The organism is Vibrio sp. 99-8-1 (assembly GCF_013114595.1).
Taxonomy (GTDB): Bacteria; Pseudomonadota; Gammaproteobacteria; order Enterobacterales; family Vibrionaceae; genus Vibrio.
On the sequence record NZ_VTXE01000030.1, the window covers coordinates 84,943 to 106,039 of the forward strand.

Sequence of the window (21,097 nt, forward strand, 5' to 3'; positions counted from 1 at the left end):
AGATACTAACGGTCTAATAGTTAGGCTTCTGCGTTGTAAACTGGTTGTGAATGAACGTATAGCATAGAGTCATCCCATTCGATGATTTCAACTGATGGACTTGTAGCTTGTACTATCTTTTTCAACAAAGCCTTTTGCGTTCTATCTACTCTTTCACCAAAGATTAGCTCTTTAACTTTTACTGGGATAAAGTTTCCTTTTCCTGCAAAAACTCTAATTTCATCTTCATACTGCCAAAAGTCAGCTTTAAAACTCAATACATCCTTTGCACGCTCGATAGTTGTTGGTTTCGAAGCAATCAGGTGTGAATGAGAGCCATAGTTCACGTCACGCATATCTTCAGATTCTTTGAATTCAACCCCAATAGCCACACCACGACAACCATTCCCATAATGCGCCCACATAAGAGGGTTATTACTGTACTTCGATAAAGAACAAAACTTCAGCGATTTTTGGTGCTTCTCAAGTGCTTCAAGGGACGCTTGAGGGATATCTTCGTCTGAAGTATAGAAGCCCTCCATTGGGTCATTCATCGTATCGAATGTCGCTGTATACATTCGTTGGTTAACCAATATATCTAACACGAATTGAAAGTTATCCAATGAACGAAACTTATATAGAATCAAGAGAATCATCCTCCAAACACCAGATCTGCTCTGCGATTTGGCGGTACAAATCTCGTCTAGTTTGAACGTCTGCCATCTTCATTTCTGAGTGTGGTCGGAAAGATAAACCATTGTGTGATACAAGCTTATTAAAGTTTGGGTTGTTCTCATAAGCCAAAGGATGCAAAGACTTCACAAGAAGATTTTCTTTAATGTAGTGCTCTACTTTTTCTGAATAAGGCTTATCACTGTATGACTGGTTTGTGCCTCGTGGAAGCAACACTAATGCGCCAATACTATTACGAGCATCATTGAACTCGTTTAGTTGTTCAAACTCATCACGATGGTTATCAAAGTTGTTCGCCCACAAGTGTTCAATCTCATAAGGCTTGCCATTGGTAGCGTGATAATAAATTGCAAAATCAGTATTTTCGCCAGCTAGACCATCAACATACCCAGACAGGCGTGAGAGTAGATACTTAACAAATCGACCATTTTGACCGTGTAGGCGGAACCCTTCAAAACCGTTCCACTGCTCATCCATCTCACTTAGCTTTTTGTCAAAGATCTCAACTAGCTCGCTGTAGTCTTTGTTACGGATCTCTTTCACGAGATTGTACATCGTGTAACGAATTGAACTTGCAGAGAAGTTGCGGAAGTTGACTGACCTACGAACACAGAAGATATCAATGTACTTAGCAACAAGGTTCATCTTTTGATTAGCGAGATCAACGGAGTCTGTTGTTTTAAGTGGGGCAAGCATAAGCGGATAGCTTAATGAGCTAGCGATACCCCACTGATAAATATAGTGAATCGAATCGAGTTTAGGGGTGAAGGCTTCTTCAGCATTACGAAGGCGTTTATACGCATTCACATAGTATCTAAACTCAGTATTAATAAAGGCATCAAACTCATTTTCACCAGCTTTAGCAAGGTTCATTCGAGATAGATTATCTCTTACCCAGTTATGGAAACGAGTGCCGATTTTTTCAAAATCTTCGTTGAGTGAGCCAGCTTTGCTTTGTCTGATTGACTCTGCATATTTTGCTCTTAACCAAGCTTGGATGAAGCGCTGGTCTTCTTCTTTATCAAACGCTTTTAGGTCAATAATTGTTTTTTTCCAAAAATCATTAGAGTGTTTACGTTTGGCATCATCACGATACTTCGAAAGTAAAAAGCCTTTTAGCATTTCGGTAGGGGTAAGGTTTAAGCCTCGATCATTCATCGTTTCAAAAATGGTATAGGCGTTTTCATCGCTATAAGCTACGATCTCCACCAAAACAACCTGACGTCTTAACCAATCTAGGAACATAACTAGAACATTTACATTGATTTTATCTACTGGAAAGGCATCGCAAATGTTTTGATAGCGAGTCACCATATTGATGGTTGATGCATCCGCATCTTCTGGTAGTGTGTATTCACCTTGATTAAATAGTGCATCTAGGCAAACCGCGCGCTCTGGAACATTAATGTTAAAAGACTTAATGCCGTATTCATCTGAGAAGATCATCCCAGCAATTGATTCATTTAAACCAAGCTCTTTTTGCTTATTATTGAGATAGATAAGAAAGAGTGTGAGTGAAGTTAAACGCTGTTGTCCATCAATAATACTGCGCTTACCAGACTTTTCACTTAGCACAAATGGACCTAAGTAGTAGCTATTATAGTATGCTACATCTGGGCGTTGATGCTCTGGCGCGTAGTTATCTAAAAATGCATTACATAGATCAGTTACAAGTTGTTCAATGTGGGTTTGCTCCCAGCTATACTCACGCTGATAATAATCTACGGTATATTTTTTATTATCGAGCACTTCTAAGATAGAGCGATTATTCGCTTCAATTTTACTTTCTAATCTACTCAATTATTTATCCCTTTAAAAATCGTGCAACGTTATCAATCTCTGGAAACAAGGTCGCTTCAGAAATGGCAATACTGGAAAGCTCTTCAATTACTTTCTTTTTAGATGTTTTAGGGATTTCAATACGAGCAATAGAATCTGAACGGAAATCATCAGGTATTCTAGTTGGGTCATTCTTTTTGACTCCCATTCCAAACAGCAGAAACGCACCACTTTGTTTGATGATTCTTTTGTTATCCAGCTTGGGTCTAACGCATAATACATTGTGTAAATGCTCTTCTTTTATTAGATCTTCAAAGTATGGCTTTTCAGCTTTTATTGTATGCAAATAACGTTTTCTGTTATTTACATCATTGATATTAAAATCACCACCCACCTTTGCTAAGTTACTTACTACTGACACAGTATCACTGTTGTAGAACTTTATATCTGCATTAGGGATCTGATAAATTAGAACCTCTCCGCTTTTTGCATCGTTGCCTCTACCAGACAGGCTGCAACACGCAAAGTAAAGAGCAACTAAGGGGTTACTTGTTATATCGAGTAAGCGAGTAGGCAAGCCGTAATGTTGCATTTTGACGAGAAAATCAAATGCTGAAACGCAATTTATAAAGTCATCAGGGCATTGCATTATCATATTGTGAAAAAGATGCTCCTCTTTATCTACATACTTTGCACCAGATTCACTATCAGGAATACTTCGGAAGATAGATGGCAGTGCAACATACTCGGTATCAGCGTGACCACGAAAGAATAATGTGTGGTCAGGTTTTTTATCTATATTTGTAATCTGAGCTATGAAAGTGGAAAGTTGCTTTACGGTAACGGTATCAGCCATTAGTCATTACCTTCCAATCACGCACGTCAATTTTACCTGTTACTGCTGCTGAGATAAGTGCTGTTTTTCGTTCTTTCATTAGAATGATCGCACCTTCAGCCTTTTCTAATAAAGCATCAACTCTACCTTGGGTTGTTTTGATAAATTGTGATATTTCTTTTTGCTCTGCTTGCGGAGGGCAAGGAGCCAGAAACTCATTAAAAGCTTCTGTCGGCAGTCTCCAGCGACCAATATGTGCTGCACCTTGGCCTAAAGGATAGAAAAGTTTGTCTAAGTAGCCCATTTGTAAAATCCTTAGATAATAAGATGGTTCAGACAATTTGTGCTCAAGTGTGAAAACACGATAATCGGGACTAGTAACTCCATTGTAACTAGATATGTCAACAAAGCCTGTAAGCAAGTCCATATGATTCATTGCAAAATCATTTTTGTAGACTAACTGGTATTTTGAATAGTCCATAGATAGTTGGCCTTCACCGCTGGTAATATCTTTTACTTTTATTCCCTTTTGAGTAATCGAAAGGATATCGTAACCAGTTTTCCCAGCAATACGCTTTCGGATCTTAAATAGATGTTTGAATCGTTTTAAATCCCAATGCTCAGGCACTTCACCTAACCATTCCACACCAGAGTCTTTCATTGGTGCATCAGGGTTAAGCCCTTTGGTCACTGCGTGAGAAATCACTGCTTGGCGTTTTTCTTTTAGTAGCTCAATCAGCTTTTCTTGCTTGGTGATTAAGGTGTCGATCTTGGCGGTTTCGTGATCGAGGAAGTTGGCGATACACTCTCGCTCTTTTTCACTTGGAAAAGGAATCTCAAAACTATTCAAATTACCGGTAGTTAACTGATTAATAGTTGAAGTTAGAAACGAGCCTGATTGATACTCAAATAGTTTTGAGTTCATCACGTGAGATAGGTAGGTATTATGTTTACTTCGATAGATAGTCATAAATGCACCGAAGCTCATTCCGACAGAACCTTTATCAATCAGAGCATTTTTACCAATTAGTGCTCTACTGCCATTTCTAGAACAGATTAAAATGTCATTCAAACGAGTAGTAAGCTTTTTTGGGATCTCTTTATTTACAAATACATTGTCATTTAAAGTTATTTTCTGTTCTTGAACATTTGAAGAGCGCAACACTAGAGTCGCATTTGAATCAGAACCATCAACAACTTCATTAGGTGAATATGTAAGACCTATTATTGCCTCGCCAATGTGCTTCAGTTTCTTAGTTGTCCAGTGTGCTGGTATCTTATCGAGCCAGTCAATAGGTGAATCTTTATACTCATTATAAGCTTTATAACGCTCAACCATTACGAATGCACCTCTTGAAGTAGCTGCATAATATCGCTCGATACCGCATCTAAATCAGCGTCAATGGCTTCGAGTGCTCTTGGTGGCTCATAAACGTAGAAATGTCGGTTGAATGGGATTTCATAACCCACAACACCAACTTTACCATCTAGCTCATCGGTCTTTTTGGTATCAATCCACGCATCAGGAACGTGCGGTAGAACTTCACGAGCAAAGTAATCATCAACGGTTTCGGTTAATGGCACGTTTTCGTTATCACGTAGGTCAGGGTTAGCTTCAACTTTGCCTTTAACCTTACACACTTCTGCTTCATCATCGTGCTCACCTAAGTGTTTCACGATCAATTTCTGCTGGGCTGCGGTGAGCTTTATGTCGGTCGTTTTAGCGAGAAAGACTTTTAGGAACGTATCACGAGATAACAGCTTTTCTTCTTTGAATGAAGCAAGGGCTTCCAAAACTGTTTGTTGAACTGACTCAGCTAATTTACTCCACGCTTTATCGGCTTGTAGTGCTTCAAGGCGTAGTTCATCTTTTGGGTAAATCGCTAATTTAAGAGGGCGTTCAACTGTAATTCTTCGGTAGCCAAACTCTTTATAATCAAAGATTTTACTAAACTCGTTTTCAGCAAACTGACCGTATGTTTTTACGATAGTATCAATCGCTGCTGGGGTGAGTTCTTTACGTTTACTACCTAATGATTTACGCATTGCTGCATAGAATACGTGCTCATCATTACCTTCAATTTCACCGCCACGGCTGCGACCACGACCGCCTGTTTTAGCTCGCTCTTTTGAAGCATTGATAAGCTGAACCTTACCTTTGCGGTTAGCTGGTTTGTGAGACGATAAAACCCAAACATATGTCGCAATACCTGTGTTGTAAAACATATCGGTAGGCAGAGCCACAATTGCTTCAAGTAGGTCATTTTCAAGAATGTAGCGTCTAATTTCACTTTCACCGCTACCAGCACTACCTGTAAAGAGTGGCGAACCATTCAAGATAATACCGATGCGTGAACCGCCTTCGTTCCCTTTATTATCAACAGAGCGGGGACGCATTTTGCTCACAAGGTGCATTAAGAACAATAACGAACCGTCAGAAACTCGTGGTAAACCTGCACCAAAACGACCTTTAAAGCCTTTGTCGCTGTGCTCGTCATTAATGAACTTTTGGATCTTCTTCCAATCCACACCAAACGGAGGGTTAGATAGCATATAGTCAAACTTATCGGTGCGTAGTTGGTCATTCGATAGGGTATTACCTAACTTAATGTTATCGACCTTTTGCCCTTTGATAAGCATATCGGCTTTACAGATTGCGTATGACTCTGGGTTTAGCTCTTGACCAAAGGCAGACAGAGAAGCTTTGTCATTGAGTTTATGAACGTATTCCATACCAGAGGATAAGAAACCACCTGTGCCAGCCGTAGGATCGTAGATAGAACGAACCAAACCAGAGCTGGTTAATTCTTCTTCATTGGTGAAGAGCAATGAGGTAGTGAGATCGACAATATCCCTTGGTGTGAAGTGCTCTCCAGCCGTGTCATTGGAGCTTTCAGCAAAGCGTCTGATCAGCTCTTCAAAGATTAAACCCATACCGTGATTGCTAATGGTATTAGGGTGAAGGTCAGTGGTTGCAAAACGTTTCGCTACTTTGTAAAGCAGATCGGCTTCTTCTAGTTTGTCGATAGTATTGAAGAAATCGAAGTGCTCGAAAATCTCACGAGCATTAGGGCTGAAAGATTGAATGTAATTTTCTAGGTTACTGGCAACGCCTGTTTCACCAAGGCGGTTTAAATCCATTTTTGACGTGTTGTAAAAGCTTAACTGCGCTGTGTGCGTCAGTAGCTTATCTTGCGCTTCAAATGGCATTGCTTTTACAGCGTCATATTTGGCTAGAACATCTGGTTTGGTCGCTTCAAGCACACACTCTAATCGTCTTAATAGTGTGAATGGGAGAATGATACGACCGTATTGAGATTGTCGAAAATCACCACGCAGAAGGTCAGCTACTGACCATAAAAACGCTGCTACTGAAGAATGGTTGTTGTTAGTCGTATCTTGGGACATAGGAAATCAGCACTTATGAGAAAAAAATTGCGCTGATTATACAGAAATTTTAGACCTTAGTCTTTGATTGAAAAGATCAATTACTAACTAGGCGTCACAAGAGCGAAACAACGTTTAATGTTTTTAATCAATGTAGAACGTTTTTTTGGATATTTTTTGTAAATATATGTCAAATGTTTTATTAAATCCTCTATTTCCACAGGTACACGAATCACAGTAGTCTTTATGCCTTTTTTCCTTCCGGCTCCTGTACGTTTTCCTCCCTGTTGCTTCGGAGGAATCAAAGCATCAATAAGCGCTTGCTGCTCAGGAGCCCATTCAGAACGAAAAAACTTCAAAGTAGGCTGCCAGTTGCCAATCTCTTTTGTTTTAACTGAAACAAAGTTGTCAGCGATTTTATAGGTGTCCTGCTTAGTAATTCCCTTTGGATCAAAGGACTCAAAAAAGCTATAGGCTTTTGCCACCAGCTCTACTAGTTCTGTTCGTTTTAGTGATTTGGGAATGTTGAGATTTGGGCGTCTAGCATTTTTCATTGCTTTATCCTCAAGTTTAATAACTGTTACAGAATTCAAATTTGTTTTTCTGAAAATTTTTTTGCTAATTTTTTGAGTAGAAATTGTCGACGTTATATATGCAGATTATCTAAAGCCGTACTATTAGGTTCACGTTTTTGAGGGAGGGGTGGTACACCCTCTCTCCATACGCTAGCTGCTAACGCTTTTTCTTATCTTCGAATCTTACTCAGCTAGTGCTATTCCGATGAACCGTTGCTGGTCTCATATAGACAAGGTCAGTCTTAGCGTGTTGGACATCCGATATACAGCAGGGGAGAATTCTTTGTGTATTCCCCCTGCGTAAATTGTAAAAACGGTTATCTAGGTAGGCTACGTGGCCTTCTGTTAGCTCATTCCAGAGTACGTTAATGATCGAGCTGAGTTTATAGCTGCTATTAATTTTGGAGCCATCGAGTATCAAAGTTGCATGGTAGTGCTTGTGGTATGTCCCATCGTTTTGTTCTCGTGTCCAAGTGTAGCCCATGCGCTTAATCTTGTACTTTTTAGCTAAGCTCGGCTTTAGTTTCCTCATTAATTGAGAAATAACGATGATATCTTTGATAAATCCATCTTTTAATAAGTGTAAATTAAAAAATAATACGAATACCTTGTTGTGGTGTTTTTCCATTATTTGTAATTCTTTTACCATAATATTTAGCTGGTCTCTATCTACAAATATACCTCGTTCTTCGTTGGTATTGATGTTATAAATAATACCGTCTAATAGAATTTTTTCTCACCTGTAGAGGTCATAATAATATATCCTTATATTACTGTAGGTGTAGTTTATCCTTTGGGCATTGTTAAATACCCAGTGAAAAGGATCTCGATTTTTAGATAAAAATTAACCTAACTACATCGGTTAATTAGCTTGTTTATTCAACGTTAGTAAAAGCGGGCGACTAGCTTTTACGAGGGTTACTAGTGATGTCTTTGTTTTATCTTTTGATCCAACCAGTCGTTTACTTCCGACTCAAGCCATACAGATGAACGACCTCCAAAATTTATTGGCCTTGGAAAGTTACCGTTCTTGATCCATCTATATACAGTCACTTTACTGACCTTGGTTAGCTCTAATATCTCAGATAGTTTAATTGTTTTACCCATAATTACGTCCTGTATATATATGGAACTCATTAATTATATATATTGTCTTTGAAAAGATCAAAGTATGATGATTAATACCAAAATAACTTGGTTGGTTTCATGTTGATGCTTTTTATTTTATCTTGTTTGTTTTGCATGAATTTAATATTGAGATTACATTTTTTTTAGTAAGAATATGTGATGCATGTAAATATTTGGTGGCCACCAAAATAGCTAAGTATCAGCGTTTAGTTTGTTCTACTGCGTATGGTTACAACGTTAGTACTTGCAGATTCGTTTAAGTATTGTTCCCATTTCTCTAAGGCTGCTCGTTTTTCTTTAAGGTAATCGTATCGGTCATAGTGTTTGCTAGACACATCATTTAGAGCATGACCTTGAATATAGTCGCGGTCTTGCTTGGTTAGTCCTAAGTGTCCACCAAGGGTTTTAAATGTGCGTCTGAAATCTCTAGGGATGAAATAGCGAATAATGGTTATTTTTCTATAGCGATCCATAGCTTGTGCCAGAGTTTGATTTGCAATGCACTTCTCTGGATTGTTCTTACTAGGAAACAGATACATACTGTTTTGATGGGCTGTGTTCACTAACTGTCGTTTTATAATTCTTAAGGCAGTGTCTGTTAGTGGTACAACGTGTTTACGGGTAGATTTAAAAAATTTTTCGCTTATTGTTAGTGTTTTTTCTTGCCAATTTATATCTCCTTTTCTAATTGTCCATATTTCGTATGGCCGTTGTCCTCCTGTATGAAAACATAAGAGGACGAGATTCCTTACCGTCCAACTAATGTTCAGATCATCATGACGGTACTCCATATCATTGAGGAGCAATAGCAGTTCTTCTTTACTGAGAAAATGATCACCCACTTTTTCTGCGTCAGTTTGTTTAGGAATCGCGGTAACAGGATTATATTTTATCCCAAATTTTTTACTGGCATAGTTCATTGGGTCATTATCAGACGTGAGACCATACTGAAACGCAGCGTGTAACGCTGAACGTATACGGTTACTGTGTACAACGGCCTTACGATTTATCATGGCTGCTAGAACTAAGATGATATCATCTGTTGTAATATCTTTTGCCTTAGTTTCTGGTGCAATGTAAGGGAGCAAAACCCTTTTTACGTCATTTAAATCTTTCACCCAATTTCTTTTTCCTTTTCTACGTTTGCTTTCAGCATGTGCTTCCAATAAATCAAGAATGCTACCTTGTTTCGCTTCTTGAGCAATGGTTGCTTGCTCTGCTCTTTTTTCTAACAGTATTTGCTCTTTGGGATCTTTTCCTGCCAACAATATTGACCCGTGATGTTTATATTTTTCACGGGCCATTGCGAGCGTTGTTTCTGGAAATCGTCCTAGAAAAATGAACTTTTCAGCTTTACTTACAAAATATCGAAATACAAAATCTTTTGTACCGCTTGGATAAACTTTTACCGCTAGACGGCCAGATCCTCTAGAGGTGTCGTTGTCTCGTTCGTAGTATGAGGATTTTCTAGGCTTTAGTCCTTGTATTCTTTTTGTGTTTAGCATTTTGTTAGCTCCGTGTCAGTTAAATCGTGGGTCAAGTTATGGGTCAAGTTAGCGTGTTATTTAATGTTACTTAACGTCACTTAACGATAGCGTATGAAGCAAATAAAATGAAGGTAACCATTTGATAAGAAACAAAAAGAACTAATATGAAATTAAATGAGACTAAATGAAATATAGGGTAGAGTTAGACTTCTAAGCATGTGGTCAGAGGTTCAAATCCTCTAGGGCGTGCCATATACGAGAAGCCGTAACAAGTTAGTACTTGCTACGGCTTTTTTTCGTTTGTCGCTAATGGGTCAAGTTAGTGAATCCTTTAATCAAGATTTTGCATTAAAATAAATCATGTGAAGAATTTTATTGTGTAGAAAATGGGTGTTCAAATGCAAAGATCTCGTTTGTACCTTTCTAATCAAGCCTGCTTAAATGTTTCAGCTCTCTATAAAAATGGGTTGCTTAAAGGTGGATGCGAAGGAACTTCATCTATAACAACAGGAAACCCAACGGTGTGGTCACTAGACTGGGTGGTTCTTGACGATTTGATTTCTGATATATATTTATTTAAGGAGTAGGACGGTGGCATCGGATAAAGCTTATCCACCGGCCCTGAGTAGTATATGCGTGGTTATATTAAAATGCTTAGAAATGGTTGCACTGAGGTTGGATTAATGAATGTTAAACATCATCCGAATTACCGTAATTGCAGTGATATTCAGTCATATTTCAATTCACCCTTGTCTCTGAAAACCTATGGATAAAAAAATAAGAGCAAAATAATCCATTCGAAAAAAAATGTGACAGTGATTACACCTATCTTTGCCATCCATTTTTTATTTGCCATAACTGACTATACCCCCATGTCATCAAGCTTAAACTCTTGATTTAGATCTAATGAGTTAGCTGATAATGTTTTGCCAAACTTGTGGCACTTATATACAAAAGCAGGAGGTAAATTTTGAATAGTTAAACTTACATCTACACGATCAAAAATCTCTTTTAATTTACTATGCTTTCCTAAGCTATATTGATATTGAACGAACATGCCTCCATCTTTTAAATGTTTGTATACTTTATTCATAAGTTCATCAACTTCAGAATCTTCTAGAAGACTTAAAGGTAAGCTTGAAATGATAATATCAATATTACGTGTGGCTAAAGTGCTAAGCTCTTTATCAAAATCCAGTGCCGATTTCTTTACAAATTTCACAGTTTTATTTGTTGAGAACTTTTCAATGCAATGTTGGTAAAAGTTTTGGTTAATTTCTAGTGATATTAATTTAGCGTCATCATTTAAGTTGTCTAATATTTTTTTAGTGAAACAGCCATCTCCCGGGCCAAATTCAAAAACTGTTTTTGCGCCATCGAAATCCAATCCTTTAAGACAATTTTGTACTAAACGATTAGAGCTTGGTCTAATTGTTCCACTAGTTTTAATCGTACGGAACGCTTCTTTAAAAAATGATTTCATTTTCTGCCCTTAATTGTATTCTTTCGATAGGAATTAAATTAGAAATAAATAGATGCTGATTATTGAAACTTCACCTAAGAAAATGCCGATAAACATATGAGTAAATGGCATTGCTACAATTCCTGAGACATAGCAAATCAAGTCTGTAGGTACTAATGGAAAAAATGCCCATCCTGTAGTGACTAATATGGACTTACGGCTATTTAGTCGCGATCTCCATTTCTTTACTGATACTGGGTGCTTTCTTTCCAAATATTGGCTAAAGCCTAATAAATCTGAAAAGTAGTACAATAAAGTCGCTGAAAACATCACGCTGATGATAGAAATTAACAGAACACTTAGCAGGTCATCCGGAAACAATAATGCCCCTACTATTACAAAAGGTGTGCTTGGGATTAAGAATAACCCTCTTATTAAACTTGCAGAAATATAGGTAATCATCAGTTCATTACTATATGTTTCCACTAATAGCTTAATATTTTGTGGGGTAAATAAGTTAGGGTTGATTACATATGAAATTAACAGTGTGACAATACATGTTAGCCATATAGTGTAAATTGTGTATTTTGCTTTTTTAATCATAATAATTTCTTGTTACTAAATATGTATTTGGTTGATTTTTTTCTTTAATTGAATGTCTGATTGGAAGGTTACATATATAAGAGAATGGCATCAATTCAATATCAATTAAGCACTCAACATAATCAATGATAGGTTTCTATTTGGAGTTCACTGATTGCTATTGTATTTTCATTGATGGAGATGGATTATTTTGCGGTTGATTGAAATTTTTAGGGCTTTGATTGAAAAATCAGATGCTGCTGATAATAGCATCTGATTTTTTTAGTTTGAGTACGTGAACAGTTTTTACAGGTACTGGAATCCTAAGAGGTTCCAATACCAATAAAACCAAAACATAATCACGCCAGCTAGCGTTACCATACTATAGCGAACACGGGCAAATAGACCGGGTAATAACTTTACCTTCCAGACATGAATAGTTTTCAGTATTTGATGTACAAGAATGATGGTAGACAAGATTGGCATAATTAACCAAACTTTAAATACCAGAGGAATTATTCCCATAAACTTACTTGCTTGCGAAGTAAAAACGATAAGTCCAGAAATAAATACAACCAGATTAAATGCAGAGAATAGTGCGACTGATTTATGTGCCGTTTTTTCTGGAACAGAACAGTGCTTTACTAAACTGCGTTGATAAACGTAGCGTAAGAAGCTAAAAACAAACAACAGCATAGAGATTAATAAAAGATAACCACTAAAGCTGCCGCGCTCATAAAACTTCGCCTTATAGGCTGACATAAACGGTAGGCTATCGAGTGTTATACCAGTAATCTCTTGTTTTTGGTTTTCCTGAAATGCAATTAATGTAGCAAAACCACCAGGGCTAGTGGAGTCTGGCAGCTTGAAGAGGTTTTTATCTATTTCTACGTAGTGCGCTGCGTCTGATCCAGATGCTATTATCAATGTATTGTCTTTTCCCGGTTTGACGTTAATTGTTGATGAAATGCCTAATACTTTTCCAACTCTTGAAACGTTACTACGCCAGAATTTATAACTGCCTGAATACTTGTCTGCACGATTAGAAAAATTCTTTGGGCCGCTTAGCAACTCGTGTTTAACAGGAAAGAACTTTTTATAAAATGCTTGTTTAAAATCACTTCTCACTTGCCCACCACCAGCGCCTGAGAAAGAGACAAAATAGGTTAGGTCATGCTCTGGATCTATGACTAACTCCGAATGGAATTGAGCGGTATCTCCTTCATGACCATAAACTAAGTTTCCATTGGCTAGAGTGCTATATATCCCTAATCCCATACCCGGTAATCGGTTATCCATACTAAACTGCTGACTCAGCATCTGCTGAACCGTGTCTTTCTCCAGAATCCTTTTTCCTTGATATTGACCACCATTCAACATCGCTAATCCTAACTTGACCATATCCGTTGATGTTGCCGAAGCGCTACCCGCCGGAGCAAAGTTAGCGAGTATTTCGAATGGCTGTGCCACATATTCAGTTGCTTCTGCCTGATATCCAACAGCCATACTCGCCTTTAGGTGCGAAGGTAATGGCTCTTCGAAGCTAGTTCGGCTCATGCCAAGCACATCAAGGATGTTATGTTGAATATAGGCTTTAAAGTCTAAACCAGATACGTTAGCCACAATAAGTCCTGCTAACGCAGTACCATAATTGGAGTAAGCAGTGACCTCTCCCGGTGGAGTAATACGTTTTGGTTCAAAAAGCTTTAATGATTTGGATAGCGGCATAACACGATTTGGATTTGTAACCATTAAATATCCAAGGCCAACATCTTCAAATCCCGCCGTATGTGTTAAGAGATGGCGTAATGTTATGGGTTGTGAAGGCCAGGTATCTTCAAGCTGGAATGTTTTTAGATAGGAGTTAACGTTAGTATCTAAATCAAGTTTTCCCTTCTCTACCAATTGCATTACCGCTATCCATGTGAATATTTTGGATGCAGAACCCGGACGGAAAAGAGTTTTATCTGCAATTACTGGCGTTCGTGTTTTCCTGTCCTGAAAACCATAACCTTTAGCAAAAATAACTCTACCTTTATGGGCAATAGTGACTGTACCAGAAGCACTTTTCTTTCGTTGCATTGTGGGTTTTACGTAGCCATCAATAAAAGCCTCTATAAGATCATGATCATTTAGATCTAAGGGCTTTGCATTAAGAATGGTTAGCGGGCAGAACACCAAAAAGATCACTGCGACTAGTTTTTTGAAAATTCTCATTTTTTCTCCGACTTATCTTACGAAAACCAAACTTAGCCAAGGTACATAGGTGATAAATAACAACGCTAAAAGTAAAACTGCCATAAATGGAAGTGTCGCTGCGTAAAGCTGTGTGATTGATTTATTAAAACGGTAACTAGCCAGAAAGAGATTCATTCCTACTGGAGGTGTGAAATAGCCGATTTGCATATTGGCAACGAATATGATGCCCAAATGGATAGGATCTACTCCGTAATTTTGGCTTACCGGCAAAATTAACGGAACCATAATGACCAGTGCTGCAAAAATATCTAATATTGCTCCCAGAAAAAGAAGGAGAATATTTAAGAGGATGAGAAACGTAACCTTACTGTGAACATGTTCGTTAATTAGTCTAAATAATTGATCTGGAACTTGAGCATCAACTAAAAAATTGGTAAATGCCAAGGCGCAACCAAGAATCAATAATATACCTCCAACCATCACCATTGATTCTTTCATAATGCCGGGGAGCTGCCGGATCTTGATATCTTTGTATACAAACACTTCAATAATGAGCACGTATAGAGCAATAACAGCGGCCACTTCAGATATGACCAGAATACCGGAACCCACGCCTAAGATGACGACAACTGGAATAGCTGCTTCCCAAATTATATCTTTAAGGGAAGAGATTAATTTTCGCTTATTAAATGGTATCAGAGGTATTTCTTTATGCCTTATCGCATATAGGCCATAAAGAAAAAGTACCGTAATCATAAGGAGGAAAGGAAGTGCTCCTGCCTTATATAGATCAATAATTTCAACTCCGGGCACATCCAATTGCTGAGCAATAATACCGTATAGTAAAAGCGGAATGGCCGGTGGCAAAAGCAGCCCTAAACTACCAGACGTAGTAATGAGTCCCAGACTGAATTTGTCGGAATAACCGGATTTAACAAGAGCAGGGTAAAGAAGCCCTCCTAAAGCAACTATTGTCACTCCAGAACCGCCAGTTAGCATGGTAAAAAAGGCGCAAGTTAGCAGGCCAATAATAACCATACCTCCGCGCATCCATCCTAGAGAAGCTTCAGATACACGTACTAATCGGTCAGCGGTATTGCTTTTACTAAGAAGATAACCTGTAAAAGTAAATAACGGGAGCGCCATTAATACCGTAGAATCAGTTATTCGATATAGTTCAATGGCAAGAACAGACAAATGAATATCTGAGCAATAAAATCCTATAGCCGCGGCGGCCAAAATAATGGCAAATAGCGGAACTCCAAGACCTCCAATAAAGATAAGAGGGATGGCTAGCAATGAACTCATAAGGAGGCCTCCTTATATCTGTTTATTGGCAATATGCTTAGTAGTGTAAAAATAAATAAAGTGGCATACCGGACAGCGATAACCAAAAATGCAACAGGAATAATAATCTGGAAGTACCAAGAAGGAACATTGCCAAATACGACCGTTTCATAGATGTATTCGTCACAGACAAAATGAGAGCTGTACCAGCAAACCATTACGCTAATTACGCAGGTAAAGAACGAATTAAAAACTGCAACTATCTGTCTGTTTTTTTTACTAAGGTAGAGTTGGGCTATATCGATAGAAATATGCTCGTTATTTCTGCTAGCAATCATTGCTCCGATCAGCCCTATCCATAGGACGCTTATACGTAAAACAGGATCTATCCATAGAATGCTGACATCAAACAAGTTGCGAATACCAACTTGAAAGGTGGCAAGAATAATCATAGCAAGCAGGATAACAACTAATAAAGCATCCTCGATTGCATGTATATATTTGATTACCGGATGAGCCGATACAGTTTTGGCGTTATTTTGCATCAGATTTTCTGCTGTTTATTTCGAAAGTCTTCTAAAAGTTGGCTAACTTCATCGAGAATTTCTTGTGAATATTCTTTTTTGGCGACTAAATCTCTGGTTACTTTCTCAGCGTAAAATTTCCATTCCATTTGATCTTTCTCGTCAGGTACAACAGGCTCGACTCCTTGACCTAGTACTGCGCTAAAGGCTTTAATACTGTCTTTACGGCTGTTGGTATCGAGTTTTTGGAATACTTGAGAAAGAATGTTCTGTGTCAATATCTGATCTTCCTGAGTTAACTTAGAAAAACTCTTTTTTTGAATAGTCATCAGGCCATATGCATACATCAAGGGAATATCAGTAATGTAACTCACCTTGGAAGACCATCTTAAAGTAAGAGCGGCTATCGGAGGCGCAGCGAAAGCATTAATAGCATTAGTCTGAAGAGCGGTATGAACTTCTCCAATATTTAATACGATAGGATTAACATCAATAGATTCTGCTATCTTTTCAGAAATCGGATCATTGGCAGGTAGCCACAGCTTTTGCTTTCTCAAATCGCCAATATTCTTTACTGGACGACCGGACATTGCATACGCAAAGCCTCCATCAATTAAGCCAAACGTAGTCCAGCCTGATTTATCCAATCCATCGATAATTTTCTGGTCCATCTTTGACCGAACATAATCGACTTCTTCAAAGTTCTTAAACAGAAGAGGTGATACATAGATCTGGCTGTCTTTGTAAAACTGGGCAACAGCGCCACTTTGTAAAATTGCTCCGTGTAGCTGACCAATACGTATCTTTCGGAATACGGCTTTGTCATCACCCATCACGCCGCCAGGATAAAACTTAAACTTAACTCGTCCGTCTGTTTTTGTTTGTATTTCCTTCGCTGCCTTTTTTAGTTCGACGAGGATTTCTGTACCATCCGGGTAAAGGGTAGATATTTTAAATGTCTGCGAAAATGCTGGAAAGCAAGTCAACAGAAGAAAAAAAGTAATCAGTGTTTTAAGGTTTTGTTTAAACATAATTTTGTGTTCTATATATAATTAAAAATATTCGTCAGCTTGTTCCAGCAACCTTTGCGCTTCTTTTTGAGCAAAGACATTCTGAAGTGTTAAACCGTGGACGTGAGGAGTAGTGTTAAGGACTTCGTTAAGCAGTTTGTCGTGCAATTGGCGGTTAAATGTTAACTTCGCGTATTTCTCAGCATAAAGGACTTTAATCATTAAGTTCTGTCCTTGTGACAGCTCTATACCCTGTTCGAAATACGTTTTGGCGATTTCTGGCTTGCCGCCCAAAGCAGGAGGAAGAAGGCTATTCAAGACGCCCAAATAGAGAGGAACCATGCCATTTTCATAGCTCATATCCAGTTCATAAATATGTTCCATTAATAATGAAACTTTTGCCAAATCAGCAATGACATTCCAGTCAGAACTATTGGACTGAACATATCCGGCCCAAGCCGTCCCTAGTGAGTACAGAACAGGCACATCTTTTTTCTGGTTTTTCATCTCCCCTATGACGTCCTCAAAGTCTGAAAACGACATACTTTTCGGATTACATGCTTTCTTGTTGTGAACACACATGGCTCTCACTGCAAGATTAAATGCCTTATTTGCCATTCGTCGGGCTCTTACTTCATCTTCAACAAATACCCCGGCATAAGCACCGTTAAGAGAGGAAGCCGCCATTAAAAGTGATTTACTTTCCGGGTAAGTTTCAAGAAGACCGTCTAGCATAAGTAAATAGGAAGGCAGTCCAGCCTTAGTCGTTTCTAGGTCATCACTGTTTAATATGCCATAAGGGATATTACTGCCAACATCCATTACTTTAACGACGGAACATCCAGAGCAGATTAGACACAATAGAAACCATATTGCACGATGATTAATAGTTATTACTGCTTTCTGTAACATCATAAACTCTCTATGGCACTGGTTATTTTTAAATGATTATTTGATTTATGTAAGAATACTTATAAATAAAGAACTACCCAATGCAATATCAATGTCCCGCATGAATTATTCAATGTTTTATGAATAAACAAACTTAATTGAATAATTAAATGTGTTGAAAGTATCTATGCAGCATGAAAGTCCATAGATTGAAAAAATAGGGCGGTTTATTGAAATTAGGCTATACTATATTGACTTGATGGTTTTTTTTGCTACAGTCCTGACTTTTTGTAAGAGTGAATATATGCATGTTCAAAGTCTCAAAAAACCATTGGTCTATTATCCATTATTAGCCTTGTTATACTTCTCTATTTTATCTAGCCTATCTACAGGTGAAGATTTATTTAAAGAGGTACTCTATTTTTCGATTCATTACACTCTCTTACAGGCACTTCTTATACAAGTAAACACAAGAGTTCTGCTTAGTAGGTACAATTACTCATCTGTAAAATATGTGGCCTTTTCTTTAGCCACCCTAATACTATTTGTCTTTTTTTCTATCTCAGTTACTGCGTTATGTGTGAATTACGGTTTCTTGCCTAGGCCCACTGAAAATGCAACAGAAATTCCCATACTAGGCTTGGTGGTATTGGGTTTAGTTGTATTAGGTTTTCCTTTTTTTCTCAGCACATTTTTTTTCATACTAGTAAAAGAAAGAGAACAACGGGAAAAAATTGAAGCTTTAGAGAAGTTGCAATTAAAGACGGAGCTGGATTTTCTTAAGCATCAGATAAACCCTCATTTTCTTTTTAATGCTTTGAACAGTGTATATACAATGAGTTTTCTCGAAGATAAATCAACGCCTGAAAAAATATTAATGCTTTCGGATATGCTTAGGTACGTTCTTTATGATTGCAACAATGAAAAAGTGTCGGTGTCGAGAGAAATTAGTTATTTAAACTCTTATATCATTTTCCAAAAGTTAAAATCAAATGATGAAAAAAACATTACATTTGAATTGGATAAATTTGAGGAGAGTATAAAAATATCTCCAATGTTGCTTATGCCGTTTGTTGAAAACTGCTTTAAGCACAGCAGGATTGACAGAGATAAGTCCGCTTGGATTAAATTTGAAATTAAGATGGCGGATAATAAATTGGTGTTTTTTGCTAAAAATTCAATACCCAAGTTAGATTCGCATAATTTATTAATATCAAGCGGTGGTATTGGGTTGAGTAATGTTAAAAAACGATTAGATATCTTATATCCGGATAAATATACATTGTTGGTTGAAAAATCTAAAGATGAATATTCGGTCAAACTAATGATGGATGTTGAATAGTATGAGTATAGTAAAGTGTATAATTGTTGATGACGAATCTTTGGCTAGAGATTTATTAGGGAAGTATATCAATAAAATGCCGAAGCTGGAATTGAAAGAAAGTTTTGACAATGCCATAGATGCGCTTGATTACATTCAAAGTCACGATGTTGACCTAATATTTAGCGATATAGAAATGCCTGATTTGTCTGGAATTGATTTTGTTAAAAGCATAAATGGTAATTCCGCAATTATATTTACAACGGCTTATGAAGAGTTTGCATTACAAGGATATGAACTTAATGTAGTGGATTATTTACTCAAACCTTTCTCCTTACCGAGGTTTATAAGTGCTGTTAACAAAGCAACTGAGATCATTCGATTAAGGAAACTGGAGCATGATAAACCTGCAAAAATCACTGCTGATATAACGACCAGACAGAATACCGACACACAGAGGTTCCTGTTTGTCAGAGATAACAGGAAAGAATACAAAGTTTTCTATGATGATATTCTTTTTGTTGAGGGTGCTCTGGAGTATGTCAGTTTCCAAACACAAAGCAGGCATTATTTAGGCTTGTATTCTCTAAAGGAGTTGGAGAAACAGTTACCTTCTGATGATTTTGTTCGTGTTCATAAGTCCTATATTGTCTCTCTTAAGCACATTAAAGAAGTTAAAGGGAATTTATTAGTTATTCATTCTCATAGCATTCCGGTAGGCAAAACATTTAAAACGGATTTTAATAAGAAATTTAATCTATTTAAGAATAAGAGGTGAATTAATTTTTATCGTTAATTGTTTCTGGCTGGTGTGTTATTTAATGTTACTGAACGTCGTTTAATGATAGCGTATGAAGTGCTCGAAATTATATTAAATCATTGATAATAAAAAAAGAAATTAGTTGTAAAGTTAAATGAAACCAATGAAAATATAGGTTGAAGTTAGATTTCTAAGCATGTGGTCAGAGGTTCAAATCCTCTAGGGCGTGCCATATACGAAAAGCCGTAACAAGTTAGTACTTGCTACGGCTTTTTTGCGTTTGTCGCTAATGGGGTAAGTTATGGTCGCGATTAGTGTCTGGCAATAACTTATTCTACATGGCTTGTGGCGATTACCGCTTGGGTTCCGACAGGAACAACCTCACCACCATGCTCTTTTGCGTATAGGACGGCCTCATCCATGGTTGAAAACCACAGTGCGGGATAACCAATATTCTTAAGCTTTAATCGCTGCGGCAGGTACTCTTTAGATGTACCGGACTCTGTTTCAAGAATTTGTTTAAATTCAACCCAGCTATTAAAACCGTTCTCTTTTGCTACAAGCTGTAAGAGATGTTTTCTCTGAATAATAGCGCTGTTTTTTTGCAATTCAGGAAGTGATATTCCAACAAGTACATTAAAACTAAGTAATCTACGTAGAGTTGGTAGAGAGCGACTAAGTTGTTCTGATTTGGTTGATTTGTGCAATAACTTAGCTTCATATAGCCAAAGTTCTGCAAGGTTTGCTTGTTCAATACGCATAATTGTCTCCTTTATTGAACCTGCTCGCTATCGGTTTCAGAAGTTGTTCAGCGTATTAACTGAATAGATTGTATTTTTTTGCTAAGACATTGGTACGTTTGCTTTTGCGAGGTAGGCGTCCAATCAGCCTGCGACAAGAGTACACCACCGAAAAACGTTTGCCAATATAAAGGTTATACTCAAGCATCATCAGATCACTAGAGTCAATTAGTAAAAAAACGGCTAAACGCTCTTTGTAAGCCCTTAGCCGTTTATGAATAACGGTTATCTAAAATTAATGATGATAACGATTATGCTTGTGGAGGCGTACCTTCACCGTTAGAAACCACGGCATCAATTTGTACTAGCGCACCCATAGATACTTCAGAAACACCGACAACGGTTCTTGCTGGAAGGTCACCTTTGAAGAAGGTTGTGTACACTTCGTTTACTGCATC

General features: G+C 37.7%; 18 protein-coding genes. 2 read left to right on the forward strand and 16 right to left on the reverse strand.

Features of this window, described 5'->3' with window-relative positions; translation table 11 throughout:
• Window positions 1-20 precede the first annotated feature (20 nt).
• The 14 genes from F0227_RS16365 to F0227_RS16440 form a co-directional block, all read right to left on the reverse strand.
• Window positions 21-626 carry a DUF2971 domain-containing protein gene (locus F0227_RS16365; protein WP_171754313.1) on the reverse strand — a complete coding sequence of 202 codons (606 nt, stop codon included), beginning with the start codon at window positions 624-626 and terminating at the stop codon, window positions 21-23.
• Window positions 613-2,472 (reverse strand): DUF262 domain-containing protein, encoded by a 1,860-nt coding sequence (locus F0227_RS16370; protein ID WP_171754314.1) that lies wholly within the window; start codon window positions 2,470-2,472, stop codon window positions 613-615. Before F0227_RS16370 ends, F0227_RS16365 begins: the two co-directional genes overlap by 14 nt.
• A gap of 4 nt (window positions 2,473-2,476) precedes the next feature.
• Window positions 2,477-3,307 carry an FRG domain-containing protein gene (locus tag F0227_RS16375; RefSeq protein ID WP_171754315.1) on the reverse strand — a complete coding sequence of 277 codons (831 nt, stop codon included), beginning with the start codon at window positions 3,305-3,307 and terminating at the stop codon, window positions 2,477-2,479.
• Window positions 3,300-4,625: a restriction endonuclease subunit S gene (locus tag F0227_RS16380; RefSeq protein WP_171754316.1), complete on the reverse strand. Its 1,326-nt coding sequence runs from the start codon at window positions 4,623-4,625 to the stop codon at window positions 3,300-3,302. Before F0227_RS16380 ends, F0227_RS16375 begins: the two co-directional genes overlap by 8 nt.
• Window positions 4,625-6,694, reverse strand: a complete 2,070-nt coding sequence (locus F0227_RS16385; RefSeq protein ID WP_171754317.1) for a class I SAM-dependent DNA methyltransferase — start codon at window positions 6,692-6,694, stop codon at window positions 4,625-4,627. The genes F0227_RS16380 and F0227_RS16385 overlap by 1 nt, the downstream gene beginning before the upstream one ends.
• Window positions 6,695-6,777: 83 nt before the next feature.
• Window positions 6,778-7,227, reverse strand: a complete 450-nt coding sequence (locus tag F0227_RS16390) for a hypothetical protein (protein WP_171754318.1) — start codon at window positions 7,225-7,227, stop codon at window positions 6,778-6,780.
• A gap of 1,355 nt (window positions 7,228-8,582) precedes the next feature.
• Window positions 8,583-9,881 (reverse strand): site-specific integrase, encoded by a 1,299-nt coding sequence (locus tag F0227_RS16405; protein ID WP_171754321.1) that lies wholly within the window; start codon window positions 9,879-9,881, stop codon window positions 8,583-8,585.
• Window positions 9,882-10,725: 844 nt separating this feature from the next.
• Window positions 10,726-11,346, reverse strand: a complete 621-nt coding sequence (locus F0227_RS16410; RefSeq protein WP_171754322.1) for a methyltransferase — start codon at window positions 11,344-11,346, stop codon at window positions 10,726-10,728.
• Between the two features lie 33 nt (window positions 11,347-11,379).
• Window positions 11,380-11,928 carry a VTT domain-containing protein gene (locus F0227_RS16415; protein WP_171754323.1) on the reverse strand — a complete coding sequence of 183 codons (549 nt, stop codon included), beginning with the start codon at window positions 11,926-11,928 and terminating at the stop codon, window positions 11,380-11,382.
• Between the two features lie 285 nt (window positions 11,929-12,213).
• Window positions 12,214-14,124 (reverse strand): serine hydrolase domain-containing protein, encoded by a 1,911-nt coding sequence (locus F0227_RS16420; RefSeq protein ID WP_171754324.1) that lies wholly within the window; start codon window positions 14,122-14,124, stop codon window positions 12,214-12,216.
• Window positions 14,125-14,136: 12 nt separating this feature from the next.
• On the reverse strand, window positions 14,137-15,414 hold the full coding sequence (locus F0227_RS16425; protein ID WP_171754325.1) for a TRAP transporter large permease subunit: 1,278 nt from the start codon (window positions 15,412-15,414) through the stop codon (window positions 14,137-14,139).
• Window positions 15,411-15,938 (reverse strand): TRAP transporter small permease, encoded by a 528-nt coding sequence (locus F0227_RS16430; protein ID WP_171754326.1) that lies wholly within the window; start codon window positions 15,936-15,938, stop codon window positions 15,411-15,413. Before F0227_RS16430 ends, F0227_RS16425 begins: the two co-directional genes overlap by 4 nt.
• Window positions 15,938-16,948 (reverse strand): TRAP transporter substrate-binding protein DctP, encoded by a 1,011-nt coding sequence (gene dctP / locus F0227_RS16435; protein ID WP_171754327.1) that lies wholly within the window; start codon window positions 16,946-16,948, stop codon window positions 15,938-15,940. Before dctP ends, F0227_RS16430 begins: the two co-directional genes overlap by 1 nt.
• A gap of 21 nt (window positions 16,949-16,969) precedes the next feature.
• Window positions 16,970-17,842, reverse strand: coding sequence for a TRAP transporter TatT component family protein (locus tag F0227_RS16440; protein WP_216613445.1), 873 nt, complete (start codon window positions 17,840-17,842; stop codon window positions 16,970-16,972).
• A gap of 280 nt (window positions 17,843-18,122) precedes the next feature.
• Here F0227_RS16440 and F0227_RS16445 point away from each other — a divergent pair, with 280 nt between their 5' ends.
• Together F0227_RS16445 and F0227_RS16450 are read left to right on the forward strand one after the other, a co-directional pair.
• A complete protein-coding gene (locus F0227_RS16445) occupies window positions 18,123-19,160 on the forward strand; it encodes a histidine kinase (RefSeq protein ID WP_171754328.1) in 1,038 nt (345 codons plus the stop codon).
• A 1-nt stretch (window position 19,161) separates the two neighbouring features.
• Entirely contained in the window at window positions 19,162-19,917 is a 756-nt protein-coding gene (locus F0227_RS16450) for a LytTR family DNA-binding domain-containing protein (protein ID WP_171754329.1), read from the forward strand.
• A 311-nt stretch (window positions 19,918-20,228) separates the two neighbouring features.
• Here the strand turns inward: F0227_RS16450 and F0227_RS16455 are convergent, their stop codons facing one another.
• Together F0227_RS16455 and F0227_RS16460 are read right to left on the reverse strand one after the other, a co-directional pair.
• A complete protein-coding gene (locus tag F0227_RS16455; RefSeq protein ID WP_171754330.1) occupies window positions 20,229-20,660 on the reverse strand; it encodes a hypothetical protein in 432 nt (143 codons plus the stop codon).
• Between the two features lie 290 nt (window positions 20,661-20,950).
• Window positions 20,951-21,097: RidA family protein (locus F0227_RS16460; protein ID WP_171753911.1), on the reverse strand; the 147-nt coding region annotated here is incomplete at its 5' end.